Raw genomic sequence first — 16,102 nt, forward strand, 5'->3', positions numbered from 1 at the left:
GTGCCCGTCAGACCGCCGGGGCGGGAACGGGAGTTGCTGCGATGTCACGCTTCAGGAGACCGTCTTGCGCCGGATTGCCCGACCCAATCGCCTGCTGCTGGTCCTGGCTGCCTTGTCCGTCCTGGGCGCGTGCCGGGACGGCGAGCCGCCGCTCTTTCCCGTGGACGCGGCGCAAGGACTGGGCGAGCAAGCCAGTCCCGAGCGGGGCGCGCGCCTCATCGCCGAACGCGGCTGCACTGCGTGCCACACGGTTCCCGGCGTGCGCGGCCCGGCGTCGCGCGTCGGGCCGCCGCTGGGCAACCTGGCGCGCCAGGCGTATGTGGCGGGGTTGTTGCCCAACACGCCCGACAACCTGGTGCGCTGGCTGATGGACCCGCCCGCCGTCAATCCGCGCACCGCCATGCCCGACATGGGCTTGCAACGGGCCGAGGCCGAGGACATCGCGGCCTACCTGATGCAGCGGGCCGACCGCCACGCGAGGACGCCATGACCCGCTGGATCCGGACCGCCGCGCTGACGCTGGCCGCGGGCGCCGCCAGCGCCGGCCTGCTGGGCGGCGCGGTCGTGTATTTCGGCTGGTACGACGTCACCGCCACGTCGCCGCACACCGCGCCCGTCCATCACCTGCTCGACATCGCGCTCGCCAGGGCCGTGAAGACGCGCGCGGCCGGCATCCAGGCGCCTGACCTGGATCAGGAGGCACGCATCCAGAATGGATCGCGTCTTTATCGCGCCCATTGCGTGCAATGCCACGGCGGCCCCGGCGTGGCGCCGCAACCCTACGCGCTGGGCCTGAATCCCGCGCCTGCCGCGCTCGTGGCCACCGCCCGCCTGCGTACGGCGGGCGAGATCTTCTGGATCACGCGGCAAGGCATCAAGATGACCGGCATGCCGGCTTGGCAGTATCGTCTGACCGACGATGAAATCTGGGACGTGGTGGCATTCCTGCGCGTGCTGCCGGCATTGTCCGCCGAGGACTACCGGCGCGGTGACGATGGCCAGCGGCCCGCGACGCCGCTCGAAAAGACGGCGCCGGCCGTGGGCGCCGGCGACGCCATGGCGGGGCGGCAGGCGCTGCAGCAATACCTGTGTGTCACGTGTCACGCCATCCCGGGCGTCCCCGGCGCGTGGAACCACGTCGGCCCGGCGCTGGACCGGATGGGCGACCAGTCCTACATCGCGGGCGTGCTGCCCAACACGCCCGGCAACATGGAGCGCTGGCTGCGCAGTCCAGGGACGGTCAAGCCCGGCACGGCCATGCCGGACCTGGGCATCAACGAGCAGGATGCGAGAGACATCGCGGCGTTCCTGCGGACCTTACCCGATGGGCCATGACGCAGGCGGCGATGCCGCGACCGCCTGGCCCTTATGAAATGAGGAGATGACATGATCGTCGAAGTCTTCCAGCGCGCCGATGGCAAGTGGGGCTTTCGGGGCATTGCGCTGCTGGGCGTCCAGGAGGACCCGGGCGCCTATCCCACCCGCGAGGACGCGGCTGCTGCGGCGCGCGTCGCCTATCCGGGCGAGTCGATCTCGGAGGTCGATGCGTCCATCGACACGCCGCCGCAGCCGCATTCTGATTGAGCCGGGCGCGATGGGTGTCGGCCGGCGGGCCGGCGGGCCGCCGGGCCGCCGGAGGCTACCGGCGGTCGCGCGCCCAGCCCAGCCGGCGCGCGCCCAGCACGATCCCGGTAGCGGAAATGGCCAGGCCGCCCAGGCTCAGGAGGATGATCGCCAGGTCCCGGCCCATGCCAGCGTCCAGCAGGGCGGGGAGGTCCCAGCTGTGCAGGAAGTAAAAGAGCCAGCGCCCGACCCGCTGCGCGCGCGACAGGCTGAGGACCGGTTCGCCGGTGCGCAGATCCACATAGACGCGATCCCCCGCCGCCGTATCGAAGTCCAGCCGTAGCGCGGGCAGTCCGCGCGGCGCGCCGCCATTCATCGCTTCGGCGTGGCGGGCGTAGTAATAGGCGTCGTAGCGGTCCAGCACTTGCGCGTGGACCGGCGCGTCCGGAAACAGCGCGCGGGCCGCGTTGCGCACGGGCTCCGGTTGCCAGGACGATTGCACCGCAAGCCCGGCCGCGCCTTGCCTGACGATGCGGCTGTCGGCGCTGGCGTCGCGCGCCACCACGTACGGTTCACCCGCCAGCCAGCGCCATTCCAGCTCAACGGCCAGAAAGCCCGCGCGGCGCAGTGCCTGCAGCACTGGCTGCGGGTCGGCGAGGGAGGCGTCGTGTTCCGGGCCCGCCATGGCGGTGCGATCGGGGCCGGGACCGGACCCGGAGAAAATTCCGCCGGGATTCATCGACATCAGCCCGCTGAAGATCCACGTGCACACGAAGGCGCTGAAGAGCAGGCCGGCGATATGGTGCCAGCGCATCCAGGCCTCGCGGTAGGGCGTGCGCGCGCCCGATTTGTAGCGCCCGCGAAAGCGCCAGCGCCACACCCCGACGACCGCGCCGCTGGCCGCCAGCACCGTGCAGAGGCCGGACAGGACGATCACCATCCAGCTCCAGACCGGATCGACGGAGCGGTCCCGCGCCATGTACAGCCAGTGCAGCCATGCGCCGGCGTAGTTCCAGCGCTGCTGCGCCAGCGGCGCGTCCAGCACGACCTGGCCGGTGGCCGAGGACACGTACAGGACGCCGGCCGGCTCCCCGTCCATGCGGACCTTGTGCAGCGGGCGATGGCGGTCCAGCCCGCGCGAATGGGTCCAGCGGTCTTCCTCGACCAGGCCCTCATAGCGCGGTTCGCCGCCAGGCCAGAAGCGCCCGGCCTCGGCGACGGCCATCTGCGCCGTCACCGCGCCGTGGGGCTGGCCCGTGCGCGCGGACCAGGCGCGCGGCCCGTCCGGCGTCGACACCACATGGGTGGGCTCGCCGCGCACCGACGTCAGGACGCGGGGGCCCGCTGCGTCCGGCGCCGGGTAGGCGTCCGCGGCCAGGACGGGAAGGCGGGCGTAGCGTTCGGCAGGCGTCAGCTTCGGGTAGCCGACGTACAGCATGACGATGCCGCTCAGAAACCACGCAAGCATCAACACGCAGCCAGCCACGCCCAGCCAGCGATGGACCAGGTAGGTCAGCCTGCGGGCCCGTGCCTTGAGGTCCATGGTCCGGCCCGCCTTCAGAAGCGATGGTTCAGGGTCAGCTCGAAGCGGCGGCTGGGCCCGTACAGCCACTGCGTGTTGGTGTAGTAGGCGGTCGTGTAGTAGGCGCGGTCGAAGACGTTAAAGCCCCGGGCCGTGATGGCGGTGTCCTTGTTCACGTCCCAGCGCAGCGCCAGATCGGTCGTCGTGTAGGACGGCAGTTCCAGCGTATTGGCGCTGTCGGCGTACCGCTTGCCCACGTAGCGCAGGCCGCCCATGGCGGTCCAGCCCGGCTGGAAATTCCAGGTCAGCCACAGGTTGGCCAGGCGCTGCGGGACATTGGGCGGGACATTGCCCGCGCGCGACACGGCGGCGCCGCCGACCGATTCGGAGAAGTCGTCGTACTTGGCCCGCAGCATGGTGGCATTGGCCTCGATCGTCCAGCCGGGCGCGAACGCCAGCGACAGCGACGCTTCCAGGCCCCGCGACGATTGCTCGCCCACCTGCACGCGCAGGCTGGGGTCGTCAGCGTCGCGCGACAGCAGATTGGTCTTGCGGATCTGATAGGCCGCGAGCGTCCATTCGCCCCGGTTGTCCAGGAAATTCTGCTTGAGGCCGACCTCGATCTGCTTGCCCCGCGACATGTCGAACTCGGCATTGGCCGGGCTGATCATCAGCAGGCCGCTGACCGGATCGGCGGCCTCGGCGTATTGCGCGTACACGGCAAGATCCGGCGTAATGTCGTACACCGTGCCGATGCGCCAGCCGACGTCCGAATAGGTCTGGGACAGCGCGCGTTGATCGGTGATCAGGTCATCGCGCGTGACCTTCGCATGGTCGTACCGCAAGCCGCCGATGATGGACCACTTGCTGGTCAACGCCAGGCGATCCTCCATAAAGAGGGCGAACTGGTCCGCCTTGTTCTGGTAGCGCGGGATGAACGGGACGTCGCTCTGGTATTTGCCGTGATCCGGGTCATAGGGGTCCACGGGGCCGGAGCTGCCGGTGTAGGTGTTGTTGGTGTGCTTGAAGGTGGCGTGGTTCACGTCAAAGCCCACCGACACCGTGTTGTCCAGGCCGGCCAGCCTGCCCTTGAACACGGCGCTGGTGGTCAGGCCGGTCTGCGTCTGGTCATGCGTGATCTGGGTGTTGTCGGACCGGTCGATCAGGCGGGTTGCGGGGTTGTAGACGTAGCGCTCGGCATTGCGCCAGTCGCGGTCGCTCTGCACGTGGTAGAGGCGGGTGCGCACCGTGGTGGCGTCGTTCGGCGTCCAGACCGTGTCCAGTTGCGTCCACTGATCCCGGAACCGCATGAAGCTATCGTCGACGTTGTAGTTCTGCTTGCGCAGCGCCTCGTCCTGCTCGCCGTTGATCATCGGCGTGCCGAAATACCGCATCGGGCGCTGATAGCCATACGCGTAGCTCAGCGTCATGTTCAGATCCGGCGTCGCGTCCCAGCGCAGCGCGCCCGAGAACGTGGCGTCGCCCGATTGACCGTTGTCCACCCAGCCGTCCGTGTAATTGCCGCTCACGTCCAGGCGGTACGACAGCGTATCGCTGAGCGCGCCGCCGCTGCCCAGTCCGAGCCGGGCCGTGTCCTGCGTGCCTATCGTGGCCTGGATTTCGTTCTGGATGGGGCCGCGCGTCGGCCGCTTGGGGATCACGTTGACGACGCCGCCGATGGCGCCGTCGCCATAGATTACCGACGCCGGTCCGCGCAGGACCTCGATGCGCTCCACCGACCACGTGTCGAACGGAAACGTCAGGCCGACGCCGCCATATTGGCGCAGCCCGTCGTACAGCCGCATGACCGAGGTGCTGTCCGTGAAGCCGCGCACCGACAGGGCGCTGTTGCCGTTGCCCGGATGGGGCATGGCCGAGAAGCCGGGGGCGCGGGTGATGGCTTCGATCACGCTGGCGTCGCCGCGCGCCGTGATCTGGTCCCGCGAAATGATGTCGACGCTGGCGGGCGTCTGCATGGGCGTGAGCCCCAGGTCGGAGCCGGTGGATGCTTCGGTGGTCAGCGCCGTTTCGGCGCCGCCCATCACGGTGATGGGGGCGAGTGTTGCGGGAGCGGTTTGCGCGGCGGCATTGAATGCGGCCAGGACTAGGGACGTGCCCAGGCACGCGTGCGTACGAACGATGGCCAAAATGACCCCTCTTCTTCAGTGTCTTTGACTGGATCTGCCGCCGGCGTGAATGCCGGCGGGCAATGCGGACGCGAAGAGGGGGACATCACGCGGGCGGCGCCGATGTGCTGGCGCCGTATCGATGAATGATCCGGACGTATCCCTCCCTTCGCTGCCGTGCGCGGCGCAAAGCGCGCAGGCGCGGCAAATCAGGAAGACAGGGAAGGCGGGGCGCGTGGCCCGAGGGGCGGGCCCAGCGCGGGAAGCGGCGGCGCGGCGCGATGGACGGCGGATGCAGGCGCTGCGTAGGCGGCCTGGGCCGACAGCACGGGCGCCAGACCGGTCTCGGGCAATATCGCATGCGCGGCGAGGGCGCCGAACACGCAGGCATCGCTTGCGGCATGCTTGGAATCGGGCTGCGCAGGCAGATCGAACGTCACATTGAGCGCGCCGCCCGCGTCGCACAGCGTCAGCATCAGCGAGGTCGTCGAGCGCCCCGCCATGAAGCCGTCCGGGATGACAGCGCGCAGCACGAACGCGGCCATTGCCAGACAGACGAGCAAACGCCAGGGCAGGCCGCGGGGCTTGATCGCAGAGTCCCGGTCGGTACGCATGGGCCGGATTCTATTACAGAATCTGACGCATTCTCTACGAATCGCAACACGTGCGGCGATCTGTCGCAGGGGCGCCGGCGGCGGCCTGCAGGGGCCGCCATCGATGCCGTCTTGCTACGCGCGCCGGTCGAACACCATGCACGTCGTGGTGGCGTGGGCGTACAGCTTGCCGTTTTCGTCCTCCACCCGTGCCTGCGCCGTGGCGATCTGCCTGCCGCTGTGTATCAGCGTGGCCGCGGCGCGCAGCGGGCCGCTGGACGGCGTTGCCGGCCGCACGATGTTGACGCTCAGTTCGACGGTCGTGTAAGTGCGGCCTTCCGGCAGCGCGCTCTGGATCGAACACCCCAGCGCCGAATCGAGCAGCGTGGAGAACCAGCCGCCATGGACCGTGCCGAACGGGTTGCAGTGGCGCGGCTCGGGGATCCCCATGAACACGACCCAGCCCGAATCCGCCTCCACCAGCGTCATGTTCATGGTGTCGTTCATCGGCGGGTAGGGCAGCTCGCCCGCCATCATGGCGTGCAGGATCTGCAGCCCCGTCATGCCGCCGATCTGTTCCGCGCTGGCGATGGCGGGCTTGCCCCCGCCGGCAAGGAGCCGCTCGCGCGCTGCCTCGTATTGCGTCAACCAGCAGGCCTGTCGATTGCTGTACATGCGAACCCCTTGAACGTGAAGCCCGCGGCGCGGCGACGGACCGCCGCGCTGCGGGCTTGATGGATAGACCCTGGATCAGCCGGGAACGGCCTCGGGTCTGGCGGCGCCCTGCTCGGAGGCCGGGCGGATCTTGAACCAGATGGCGTACATCGCCGGCAGGAAGACCAGCGTCAGGATCGTGCCGGCGAACGTGCCGCCGATCAGCGTGTAGGCCAGCGTTCCCCAAAACACGGAATGCGTCAATGGGATGAAAGCCAGAATCGCGGCCATCGCCGTCAGGATGACCGGCCGCGCCCGCTGGACCGTCGCCTCCACGACCGCGTCGAACGGAGCCAGGCCGTCGTGCTCGTTCTGGTGGATCTGGCCGATCAGTATCAGCGTGTTGCGCATCAGGATGCCGGACAGCGCGATCAGGCCGACCAGCGCATTGATGCCGAACGGTTGCTGAAAGAGCAGCAATGTCGGCACGACGCCGATCAGGCCAAGGGGACTGGTGGCGAACACCATCACCATGGCCGCAATCGAGCGCACCTGCAGGATGATGATGAGCAGGGTGGCGGCGATCATGATGGGAAAGAGCGGCAACATGGCGGTGCTTGCCTTGCCGGCCTCCTCGATGGAGCCGGCCTGTTCGATGCGATAGCCCGCGGGCAGGGCATCGATGACCGGCTGCAACTGCTTCAGGACGGCCGTGGATACATCCGGCGGCTGCAGCCCTTCGGCGATGTCGCCGCGCACCGTGATCGTCGGCGTACGGTCCCGGCGCCGCAGGATCGGGTCTTCCATGCGCACCTCGACCGTGCCGACCTGCGACAGCGGCACGCGCTGGCCGCCCGCGCCCGCCAGCGTCAATCCGGCGATCCTGGCCGGATCCAGGCGCACGTCGCCGGCGGCCCGGCCCACCACTTCCACCGAGCGGATGTCCTCCCGCACGTTGGTGAGGGGCGCGCCGCTGAGCAGGAACTGCAATTGCTGCGCCACCGAACTGGACGTCAGGCCCACTGCCTGGAGCCGGTCCTGGTCCAGCGTGAAATGCAGGGCCGGGACGCGCGGACCCCAATCCGTGTTGACGGTACGCATCATCGGGTCGGCCTGCATGATGGACTGCACGCGCGCGGCGATCGTGCGCAGCGTGTCGGGATCGGGTCCCATCACGCGGTAGGCCACGGGAAACGGCGAAGGCGGTCCGAACACGATCTGGGTGACGCGGACCTGCGCCTGCGGCGCCAGGCCGTCGGCGATGGCCTGGCGCAGCCGGAACTTGAGGGCTTCGCGCTCCTTGTCATTGCCCGTCAGGACCACGATCTTGGCGAACGAGGGGTCGGGCAGTTCCGGCGACATGGCCAGGAAGAAGCGCGGCGCGCCCTGGCCGACGTAGGCCGTGACGATCCGGGCCTCCGGCTGGCCGGCAAGCCAGGTTTCGACCTGGGCGGCGGCCTGGCTGGTCTGTTCGATCGACGTGCCATACGGCATCTGGACTTCAACCAGCACTTCGGGCCGGTCCGACGTGGGAAAGAACTGCTTGTTGACCACGCCCATGCCGACGACCGCAAGCGCGAACGCGCCGATGACGGTGCCCGCCACCAGCCACTTTCGGCCGATGACATGACGCAGCAGGCGCCGGAAGCGGTTGTAGTGGCGCGTGTTGTAGATGGCGTGGTGTCCGCCTTCGATCTTCTTGATGTCCGGCAGCATCTTCACGCCCAGGTAGGGGGTGAACACCACCGCCACCACCCAGGATGCGATCAGGGCGATGCCCACGATCCAGAACATATTGCTGGTGTATTCGCCCGCCGTGGAGCGCGCGAAGCCGTTCGGCATGAATCCCACCGCCGTGACCAGCGTGCCCGACAGCATGGGCGCCGCCGTGTGGCTCCATGCATACGCTGACGCGGCGACGCGGCTGTAGCCTTCCTCCATCTTGACCACCATCATTTCAATGGCAATGATGGCGTCGTCCACCAGCAGGCCCAGCGCCAGGATCAGCGAGCCCAGGGTGATGCGGTCGAAGTTCTTGCCGGAGGCCGCCATGACCACGAAGACCGCCGCCAGGGTCAGCGGCACCGCGGCCGCGACCACCACGCCCACGCGCCACCCCATGCTGATAAAGCACACCAGCATCACGACCAGCAATGCGACGAAGAACTTGACCATGAACTCGTCGACGGCGGCGCTGATGTTGACGGCCTGGTCGGTGACCTTGGTCAGGCTCATGCCCAGGGGCAGCGCCTGGTTGATGCTGGCGACTTCCTTTTCGAGCGCGCGGCCCAGATCCAGCCCGTTCCATTCATCGCGCATGACGACGCCCAGCAGCAACGCCGGCTCGCCGTTGTTGCGCACCATAAAGGTCGCCGGATCTTCATAACCCCGTTCCACGGTGGCCACGTCCGACAGTTTCAGCGTGCGGCCCCGCGCCACGATGGGCGTCTGGCGGATCTTGTCGAGGTTGTCGAACGCGCCGTCAACCCGCAGAAACACCCGCGGCCCGTCGGTGTCGATGGACCCGGCGGGCGTGAGCAGGTTCTGGCCATTGAGCGCGGCAAAGATGTCCTGCGGATCGACGCCGAGCGTGGCCAGGCGGTCATGCGAGAAGGACACGAAGATGCGCTCGGGCTGCTCGCCGATGATGTTGACCTTCTTGACGCCCGGCACGTGCAGCAGTTGCTGGCGCAGCGCCTCCGCGTCGCGCACCAGCAGGCGCTGGGGCTCGCCCTTGGCCTTGAGCGCATACAGGGCGAATGTCACGTCCGCGTATTCGTCATTGACCAGCGGCCCGATGACGCCAGGAGGCAACTGCTTGGCTTCGTCCGAGAGCTTCTTGCGCGCCTGGTAGAACTCTTCCTGCACTTGCCCTGGCGGCGCGCTGTCTTGCAGGGTGACCATGGTGAACGCCAGGCCCGGCCGCGTATAGGTTTCGGTCCGGTCGTACCACCGCAGTTCCTGCAGCCGCTTTTCCAGCGGATCGGCCACCTGATCCTGCATTTCCTGCGCCGTCGCGCCGGGCCAAGCCGTGACGACGGTCATCTGCTTGATGGTGAAGGGCGGGTCTTCGGCCCGGCCCAGCTGGAAGAACGCGAGTATGCCGGCGACAGAGATGAGGAAGATCAGGAACAGCGTGATCGAACGCTCGCGCACGGCGAGCGCGGACAGGTTGAAGCGGCCTTCGCTCATTGCTGCGCTCCCGCCGCGGCGACCGCATTCTGGTCGCCGACGCGCACGGGCTGGCCTTCATGCAGCAGATGCGCGCCCAGGGACACGATGCGCTCGCCCGGCTTGAGGTCGCCGCCGACGCGCGCCGCGTCGTCGCTCAGACTGATCACCTGCACGGACCGCCGCGCCACGTGGGCCGGGCTGCCATCGACGACCCAGACGCCGGGGCCGGCGCCGGCATCGAACAAGGCGCCGATCGGCACCTGTACCGACGGGCCGCCATCGGACGATTCGGGAATGTCGATCGTGATGGTGGCGCCCAGTGGCGCGCGCGCCAACTCGCCCGACAGCACATACCTGGCCTCGAACGTGCGCGTGACGCGGTCGGCGGCATCGGAAAGCTGCCGCAGCGTGGCGGGCGCGGGCGTCTGATGATCGCCGTACAACCGCGCGCGGGCCGACGACCCCACAGCGGGCCGCAGCGTTTCGGGCAAGTGCACGATGGCTTCGCGCTGGCCCGCCCGCGCCAGCCGCGCCACGGTTTGCCCGGCGCTGACCACCTGTCCCGGTTCGGCCAGCGTCTCCACGACCACGCCATCGGCGTCGGCCAACAGCACGGCATAGCTCGATGCATTCTTCGCGACGTTGGCCTGGGCTTCGGCGGCCTGCAGGTCGGCGCGCGCGGTATCGGCGGCCGCCTTGATCTGCGCATAGGCTGAAGCCGACACCGCGCCTTCCGCCACCAGGCCGCGATAGCGCGCTTCGTCATCGGCGGTCTGCTTGGCTCGCGCGCGAGCCGCCGCGACGGCCTCGCGCTGCGCCCGGGCCTGCAGCCCCAGGTCTTCCGGGTCCAGCCGCATGAGCGGCTGGCCTCGCGTCACGGTCTGCCCGGTGTCGACCAACCGTTCCAACACCTTGCCCGACACGCGGAATCCCAGATCGCTCTGGACGCGTGCCGCCACCACGCCGGAGAAGGACCGCGCCGAGGCGGAGGCGTCTTGCGCCACGCCGACGCGCACGAGCGGGGGATCGACTCGGGGATCCCGAGGGGGGCTATCGCCGCATGCCGCGAGGGCGAAAGGCAACAGGCAGAGGGCAAACGGAGCAAGCTGACGCCGAAGCATGGGAAACCATCCTCACAAAGAAGGCTCCCATTCTAAGCGTGTGACTAAAACAGTCAATGGTCACAATGATATTTTGCGTCAAATTTTTGTGGCAAACCCGATGCGCGCACCGGATTGCCACATTCGCTCATGGCGCCAGGCTGCGCAGAATCAGGCCCGACAACTGGATCGTCGCCTGCTCGGCGTTTTCCAGGTTGTGTTGCAGGAGCAGGGGATTCAGGTAGGGCCGCAAGACCAGGTAGATGGCGTCCACGGTTTCGTCGAGCGGCGTCTTGCGCTCGAAGTCGCCGGCCTCGCGGCCTTCGCGCACGATCTTGAGGATGAGGTCCTTGACGTGCGCCTCATAGGCCCGCGCGGACGGCCACGACTCGCTGGCCGAGGTCCGCGCGATGTCGTACAGCTTGCTGTCCTGGAAGAAGAGCTGGCTGCCGGCCTCCACAAGGGCCTTGAAGATGCGGCGCAGCCTTTCCGGGGCCGAGTGCGCGTCCGCCACGGCGGCGTCCAGGGCCACCATGATCGTGTTCAGCCGGTTCGCGCAGATCACCTCGCCGATGGCCTGCTTGGAATCGAAGAACTTGTAGATATAGGCCTTGGAAAAGCCGATCGCCTTGGCCAGATCGGACACGGTGGTCTTGTCGTAGCCGTAAAGGCCAAAGTATTCGGTCGCGGCGTCGACGATCTGGTCTCGGACCTCGTGATCGGACGGGCCGCGCGCATGGGGGTCGGGGGATGTGGCTTTGCTCATCCCGGCAGCTTAACCCGCAGACATTGTGTTGACAACAAGTGACCAAACGGTATTATAGTCACCCATCAATCCATTGCTGCCACTCCATTTCAGCCCCTCTTGAAGGATTCCCATGTTCGCCCGTCGTTTTCTTGTTTTGCTATGCGCCAGTGTGACGACCGGGTGCGCGGTAGGGCCTGACTACCGCAAGCCGGAAGCCCCGCTGCCCAGCCATTACACGCAGACCCCGGCCGCGCAGGCCGGGGCGGCGGCCAGCCAGGACCTGACGGCCTGGTGGCGCCAGTTCGACGATCCGATGCTGGCGCGTTTCGTGTCGAAGGCGATCGCGCAGAACCTGGATCTGGCGCAGGCCACGGCGCGCGTCGCGCAGGCCCGGGCCGGGCTGGGCGCGGCCAACGCGGCCTTGCTGCCGTCAGCCCAGGTCCGCGGGCAGGCCGCGCGTGCGTATCAGTCGGTCGAGACGCCGTTGGGACAAGTGCTCAACGCCACGCCGGGATATGACCGGTGGGGGAACGACTACGAGGCGAACCTGGAGGCGAGCTGGGAAGTGGACCTCTTCGGCGGCCTGCGGCGCGGCCGCGAGGCTGCCATTGCGGACCTCCAGGCCGCGGACGCGGCGGCGATGGCGACGCAGCTTGCCGTCGCCGCGCAAACCGCGGATACCTACATCGTCATCCGCAGCCTGCAGGCGCGTCTGGAGATCGCCCGGCGGCAGGTCAGGACGCAGCAGGATCTCGTCGCAAAGGTGGGGCTGCTCCACGAAAGAGGGCTGGCGGCCAGATACCAGGTGCAGCAGGCCGACGGCGCGCTGGCGCAGGTCCAGGCCACGGTCCCGGTCTTGCAGGCGGGCCTGGATGCGGCCATGAACGCCCTGGACGTGATGCTCGGCGAGCCCCCCGGCACCCATCGTTCGGAGCTGGAAGTTTCCGCGCCCATCCCCGCGACGCCGCGCATTGCGGACATGGGATCGCCCGCCGATCTGCTGCAGCGCCGCCCGGACCTGATCGCGGCCGAACGCCGGCTGGCCGCGGCCAACGCAAGAATCGGCGTCGCCATCGCCGAGTACTACCCCAAGTTCTCGTTGAGCGGCCTGCTGGGCAGCGCGACCACCATATCCAGCGGCAATCTGTTTTCCAGCGGCGCCAGCCAGTCGGCGGGCGTGCTCGGGCTGCGCTGGCGTCTCTTTGACTTCGGCCGCATCAACGCGCAGATCGACCTGGCCAAGGGGCAAGAGGCGCAGGCCCTGGCCGCGTACCGGCTGGCGGTGCTGCATGCGACGGAGGACGTCGAAAACGCGTTCTCCGCGCTGCTCCGGCGCGCGGAACAGACAGCGGCGCTGACGCGGGGCGAAGATTCCCTGACGCGCGCCCGCGCATCGTCGTTTGCCGCCTATGAGCGCGGCGCCGCCAGCCTGATCGACGTGCTGTATGCGGATGCGTCCCTGCTGCAGGCGTCGGACGACCGCGCCCTGGCCCAGGGCGAGTCGGCGCGCGCGGCCGTGGCGGCGTACAAGGCGCTGGGCGGCGGGTGGCAGCCCGCTGTGCCCGCCCAGGCGGCCCAGTCGGCCCAGCCCGCCGCGCCTGCGCAGGTCGCGCGGCGCTGAGGCCTGCGATGCCGGTCGCCCTGGCGCGACAGGAATGCGGCTTGCTGCGCGGCCCGTCACGGGCGCGTGCTTGGGCCCGCATTCCACGAGGCGATCCCAGTGACTCAACTCATCGAAAACCGATATGCCCTGACCGTGCGGCCCATGCCCGCGGTCTTCCTGGCGGGGATGTTTCCCCTGTATCTCGGCGCCGCGCTGGCGGATGCGGCGTATGCGCAGACTTTTCACATCCAGTGGAATAATTTCGCGTCCTGGCTGCTGGTCGGCGGCCTGGTGTTCGGCGCCGTCGCCCTGTTGTTCGCCCTGATCGATGTCTTCAGGCCGACGCAGCGCGCGCGGGGCATCGTGCCGTATGCGCTGGTGCTGCTGGCCGCATGGCTGGTTGGCGTCCTCAACGCGCTCATGCACGCCCGCGACGCCTGGGCAAGCATGCCCGCCGGCCTGATCCTGTCCGTGGCGGCGACATTGCTGGCGTTCGTGGCCGTCTGCCTGGGATTTCGCACGCCGCACATCAGGGGACCGCTATGAAGAAGCTTCGCTTGCTTGCCGGGATCCCGCTGCTGGCGGCGGCCGGGGTATGCAGCGGCCAGTCCGGGACCGCGCAGGTCGGCCCGACGCCCGAATTGCCCCCGCCCGAACGGGGCCTGCTGCCCGACATGGTGATCGCCAAGCCCGCCCAGTGGGGCGACAAGGTGCCGACCGTGCCCGAGGGGTACAGGATTTCGGCCATCGCCACCGATCTGAAAATCCCGCGCCAGACGCTGGTGCTGCCCAACGGCGACATCCTGGTTGCCGAAGGCCGAGGCGGCAGCGCTCCGGACCTCAAGCCCAAGGATGTGATCGCGGGCATCATCAAGGCCCGCGGCACCAGCCCGGTCAGGGGCGGCAACCGCCTGACGCTGCTGCGCGATGCCGAAGGCGACGGCACCTACGAGGCCTCCACGTTCGCCGAGAATCTCAATGCGCCGTACGGGCTGGCGCTGGTCGGGACCCATCTCTACGTCGCCAACCAGGACGCGCTGGTGCGGTTCGACTACCAGCCCGGACAGACCAAGGCCAGCGGCCCGCCGGTAACGGTTACCCCGTTGCCCGCGCAGATCAACCACCACTGGACCAAGGCCCTGACTGCCAGCGCCGACGGGCAGTATCTGTACGTCGGCATCGGATCCAACAGCAACATCACCGAACGCGGCATGACGGCGGAAGTCGATCGCGCCCGCATCTGGCGCGTCAACGCCGCCACGGGCGAATACAAGGCGTACGCCACGGGCCTGCGCAATCCCACCGCGCTCACCATCCAGCCCGACACCGGCCAATTGTGGGCGGTAGTCAACGAGCGCGACGAGCTCGGTCCGGACCTCGTGCCCGACTACCTCACGTCGGTCAAGGAAGGCGCGTTCTACGGCTGGCCTTACAGCTACTGGGGCAAGAACGTGGACGATCGCGTCCGGCCGCAAGACCCCGAGAAGGTCGCCTCGGCCATCGCGCCCGACTACAGCCTGGGCTCGCACGTCGCGGCGCTGGGCGTGGATTTTTCGAACGCCGCGATGGGGGACCGGTACGCCAACGGCGTCTTCGTCGGCGAGCACGGCAGCTGGAATCGCAGCGATCCGGTCGGCTACAAGGTGGTGTTCGTGCCCTTCACCGACGGCCGACCGTCCGGACCGCCCGTGGACTTCGTGGCGGGCTTTCGCGACAGCGACGGCACCACGCGCGGCCGCCCGGTGGGCGTGACGGTCGATCCGAAAGGCGCGCTCATCGTGGCCGACGATCTGTCCAACACGATCTGGCGCGTCACGCCGGCGCAGTCCGCGCCGCCGCCCAAGCCCGTCGCCGCGGCGCGACCCTGAATCGCGCCCCGGCATGGCGCTTGCTGCCTTGGCGCTGCGCGCCCCGTGGCCGGGATGGTCGGCGCGGCGCAAATGCGAGGGCCGCACACGTCAGGGCCGCACACATTAGGGCGGCACACGTCAGGGCCGCACAACAGGAGTAAACATGGCAACACTGCAAGACATGAACATCGCAATTCTGGCCGTCGACGGCTTCGAGCAGGTCGAACTGACCGGCCCGCGCGACCGGCTGCACGAGGAAGGGGCGCGCACCGTGCTGGTGTCCGCCCGCACGGACCCGATCCTGGGCATGCATCATGACAAGCCGGGCGACCGCTTTCCCGTGGATTTGACGTTCCTGCAGGCCGCGTCGGAGCCGGAAGTCTTCGATGCGCTATTGCTGCCGGGCGGGGTGATCAATGCCGACGAAATCCGGATGCAGCCCAAGGCCCAGGAACTGGTGCGCGCATGTGTCGACGCCGGCAAGCCCGTGGCGGTGATCTGCCACGGCGCGTGGCTGCTGATTTCGTCGGGCGTGGTGAAGGGGCGCAAGATGACCAGCTGGCCGTCGCTGCAGGATGACCTGCGCAACGCGGGCGCGCAGTGGGTCGATGAAGAAGCGGTGGTCGATGGAACGCTGGTGTCCAGCCGCAAGCCCGACGATATTCCGGCGTTCAACGACGCCTTCGTCCAGGTGCTGCGCAACACCGCTGGCAAGCCGGCGCGGCAATAGGCCGGTTGGCGGCGCCAGGGCAGGGCGGCGCTCCGCCCTAACTCCCTGACTAATTCCGCTTGAGCGCGACGGTCACCAGCACCGACGCGTCTTCCAGCGCGAAGAGCGAATGCGGCGCCCGGCCGGGCAGATACATCAGACAGCCCGCATCCAGGACGTGCGTGGCGCCGCCGGCGGCCACTTCCACGCTGCCTTCCAGGCACTGGAGGGTGATTTCCCCCGCCACGTCGTGCGAGGGCATGCTCTTGCCGGCCAGCAGCACCAGCCGCATGACTTCCAGGTCGTCGGATTTGAAGAGCGCGATCGACTGCTTCTGCGCAAGCGCCGCGCCGTAGGGAGAGAGATCGATGACCTGCCCGGGATCCGCGTGTTTCAAGGCCATGATGGCTGTCCTTCGCTGGGATGGGATGAACCAACGATACCCCATCCGCGCGCCGGG

At 68.4% G+C, this 16,102-nt stretch carries 15 protein-coding genes; 7 read left to right on the top strand and 8 right to left on the bottom strand.

The features are described 5' to 3' along the window. Positions 1-64: 64 nt before the first annotated feature. From BXA00_RS22740 to BXA00_RS22750, 3 genes are read left to right on the top strand one after another with little or no spacing between them, the layout of a single operon-like run. On the top strand, positions 65-490 hold the full coding sequence (locus BXA00_RS22740; protein ID WP_083714315.1) for a cytochrome c family protein: 426 nt from the start codon (positions 65-67) through the stop codon (positions 488-490). After that, entirely contained in the window at positions 487-1,335 is an 849-nt protein-coding gene (locus BXA00_RS22745) for a c-type cytochrome (protein ID WP_076520656.1), read from the top strand. The genes BXA00_RS22740 and BXA00_RS22745 overlap by 4 nt, the downstream gene beginning before the upstream one ends. A gap of 51 nt (positions 1,336-1,386) precedes the next feature. Further along, positions 1,387-1,584 (top strand): hypothetical protein, encoded by a 198-nt coding sequence (locus tag BXA00_RS22750; RefSeq protein ID WP_076520657.1) that lies wholly within the window; start codon positions 1,387-1,389, stop codon positions 1,582-1,584. Positions 1,585-1,639: 55 nt separating this feature from the next. Here BXA00_RS22750 and BXA00_RS22755 read toward each other — a convergent pair whose 3' ends face one another. The 7 genes from BXA00_RS22755 to BXA00_RS22785 form a co-directional block, all read right to left on the bottom strand. Continuing rightward, the gene (locus BXA00_RS22755) at positions 1,640-3,106 is read right to left on the bottom strand and encodes a PepSY domain-containing protein (RefSeq protein ID WP_076520658.1); all 1,467 of its coding nucleotides are present in this window, start codon (positions 3,104-3,106) and stop codon (positions 1,640-1,642) included. A gap of 14 nt (positions 3,107-3,120) precedes the next feature. Continuing rightward, a complete protein-coding gene (locus BXA00_RS22760) occupies positions 3,121-5,232 on the bottom strand; it encodes a TonB-dependent siderophore receptor (protein ID WP_076520659.1) in 2,112 nt (703 codons plus the stop codon). Positions 5,233-5,420: 188 nt separating this feature from the next. Further along, a complete protein-coding gene (locus BXA00_RS22765) occupies positions 5,421-5,825 on the bottom strand; it encodes a DUF2946 family protein (RefSeq protein ID WP_156902851.1) in 405 nt (134 codons plus the stop codon). A 114-nt stretch (positions 5,826-5,939) separates the two neighbouring features. Next, the gene (locus BXA00_RS22770; protein WP_076520661.1) at positions 5,940-6,479 is read right to left on the bottom strand and encodes a PaaI family thioesterase; all 540 of its coding nucleotides are present in this window, start codon (positions 6,477-6,479) and stop codon (positions 5,940-5,942) included. 75 nt (positions 6,480-6,554) lie between these two features. Beyond that, complete coding sequence (locus BXA00_RS22775) at positions 6,555-9,650, bottom strand: efflux RND transporter permease subunit (RefSeq protein ID WP_076520662.1); 3,096 nt, start codon at positions 9,648-9,650, stop codon at positions 6,555-6,557. Beyond that, positions 9,647-10,753, bottom strand: coding sequence for an efflux RND transporter periplasmic adaptor subunit (locus BXA00_RS22780; RefSeq protein WP_076520663.1), 1,107 nt, complete (start codon positions 10,751-10,753; stop codon positions 9,647-9,649). Before BXA00_RS22780 ends, BXA00_RS22775 begins: the two co-directional genes overlap by 4 nt. 127 nt (positions 10,754-10,880) lie before the next feature. Beyond that, positions 10,881-11,498 (bottom strand): TetR/AcrR family transcriptional regulator, encoded by a 618-nt coding sequence (locus BXA00_RS22785; protein ID WP_076520664.1) that lies wholly within the window; start codon positions 11,496-11,498, stop codon positions 10,881-10,883. A 112-nt stretch (positions 11,499-11,610) separates the two neighbouring features. On the opposite strand from BXA00_RS22785, the gene BXA00_RS22790 reads away from it, so the two are divergent. The 4 genes from BXA00_RS22790 to BXA00_RS22805 all read left to right on the top strand — a co-directional run bounded on the left by BXA00_RS22790 (position 11,611) and on the right by BXA00_RS22805 (position 15,663). Continuing rightward, positions 11,611-13,101 carry an efflux transporter outer membrane subunit gene (locus BXA00_RS22790; RefSeq protein WP_076520665.1) on the top strand — a complete coding sequence of 497 codons (1,491 nt, stop codon included), beginning with the start codon at positions 11,611-11,613 and terminating at the stop codon, positions 13,099-13,101. A 99-nt stretch (positions 13,102-13,200) separates the two neighbouring features. After that, positions 13,201-13,629 carry a DUF2231 domain-containing protein gene (locus tag BXA00_RS22795; protein ID WP_083714317.1) on the top strand — a complete coding sequence of 143 codons (429 nt, stop codon included), beginning with the start codon at positions 13,201-13,203 and terminating at the stop codon, positions 13,627-13,629. Continuing rightward, positions 13,626-14,951: a sorbosone dehydrogenase family protein gene (locus tag BXA00_RS22800; RefSeq protein WP_083714318.1), complete on the top strand. Its 1,326-nt coding sequence runs from the start codon at positions 13,626-13,628 to the stop codon at positions 14,949-14,951. The genes BXA00_RS22795 and BXA00_RS22800 overlap by 4 nt, the downstream gene beginning before the upstream one ends. Positions 14,952-15,096: 145 nt before the next feature. After that, positions 15,097-15,663 carry a type 1 glutamine amidotransferase domain-containing protein gene (locus BXA00_RS22805; protein WP_076520666.1) on the top strand — a complete coding sequence of 189 codons (567 nt, stop codon included), beginning with the start codon at positions 15,097-15,099 and terminating at the stop codon, positions 15,661-15,663. Positions 15,664-15,712: 49 nt separating this feature from the next. On the opposite strand, the gene BXA00_RS22810 is transcribed toward BXA00_RS22805, so the two are convergent. Further along, the gene (locus BXA00_RS22810; RefSeq protein ID WP_076520667.1) at positions 15,713-16,045 is read right to left on the bottom strand and encodes a cupin domain-containing protein; all 333 of its coding nucleotides are present in this window, start codon (positions 16,043-16,045) and stop codon (positions 15,713-15,715) included. Between the last annotated feature and the right edge of the window lie 57 nt (positions 16,046-16,102).

It is taken from the genome of Achromobacter sp. MFA1 R4, assembly GCF_900156745.1.
In the GTDB taxonomy this organism is placed as follows: Bacteria; Pseudomonadota; Gammaproteobacteria; order Burkholderiales; family Burkholderiaceae_B; genus Achromobacter.